This is a genomic window from Candidatus Contendobacter odensis Run_B_J11 (assembly GCF_000531125.1).
In the GTDB taxonomy this organism is placed as follows: domain Bacteria; phylum Pseudomonadota; class Gammaproteobacteria; order Competibacterales; family Competibacteraceae; genus Contendibacter; species Contendibacter odensensis.
The window spans coordinates 1-1,066 of record NZ_CBTK010000102.1; the positions used below are offsets into that span (position 1 = coordinate 1).

Here is a 1,066-nt window from a genome sequence, read left to right on the forward strand (position 1 = left end):
CAGATCGATGCCGCCTATATCCAGTCCTTGGAGCCGGAGGCGTTGCGGAGGCTGTCGGTGCAGTTACTGGCGGATCTCAAGGAAGCATGGGACCGCCTGAACCAAGGCCCCGAGAACAGTTCACGTCCACCGAGTAGTCGTGCGCCCTGGGAGCGAACCGGGGGCGGGTCGGCGTCGGCTGACGATGCGGCAGATGACGCGCTTATGCCAGCGCCGGCGGACGTGCAACCGGTAGACGTGCAACCGACCGATCCGTCCCCGAAGCGTAAACCCGGCAAACAGCCCGGGGCACCGGGGTTCGGTCGGACTCAGGGGCTTCATGCCCATGAGGAACAGGCGCATTACCCGCTCGGGTGTGCGGGATGCGGTCAGCCACTGACGGGCGCGGCGGCGGGTGCCTATACCGGCTTTCAGGCCGTTGATCTGCGCTTGGGGGAGCCTGGGCAACCCGGGTTGACCTTGTGGGGGGTGGACCCTCGTTCTTACGAGGTAGCGTGTGGCTGTGGACACCGAACCCGGGCGGTCGCTGCTCAAGGGGCGGTCGATCCCCTGCTCGCTGGCATTGAACTGAGCGAATGGCGCTTGGTCGGGCCGGCGCTGGCCGGACTGATCGTCGCCCTGGCGCTGCGGTTTCGACTCTCGCGGGCGCGGATTCAGGAATTTCTGGGCGAGTGGTTAGGACTCACGCTGAGCATCGGCACGATCCATCAGACGATCCATGAAGCCAGCGCGGTGGTGGCCCCCGCCGAAGCGGAACGGATCGAGGCGGTATTGGCCAGTGACCTGCTCCATGCCGACGACACCTCAGGGCCGGAACACGGCCAGCCCCTTTGGCTGTGGGTGTTCCATGCGCTGACCGTCACGCTGTATTACGTCGCCGGGCGCGGTCGGGAGTGGGTCGATAACGTCCTGGACGGCTTTAGCGGCTGGCTGATGAGCGATGGCTGGATCGCCTACCGTCACTATCCCCGCCGGCTGCGCTGCTGGGCGCATCTGCTCCGCAAGGCCCGGGGGTTGGCTCAGAGCTGTGATCGGGACGCCCGACGCTTTGGTCAGCAGGTCTTAA

General features: G+C 66.0%; 1 protein-coding gene. It reads left to right on the forward strand.

Annotated features, from left to right (window positions below):
• Positions 1–1,066 (forward strand): IS66 family transposase (locus tag BN874_RS08155; RefSeq protein WP_034431992.1); only part of this gene is annotated, 1,066 nt, incomplete at both ends.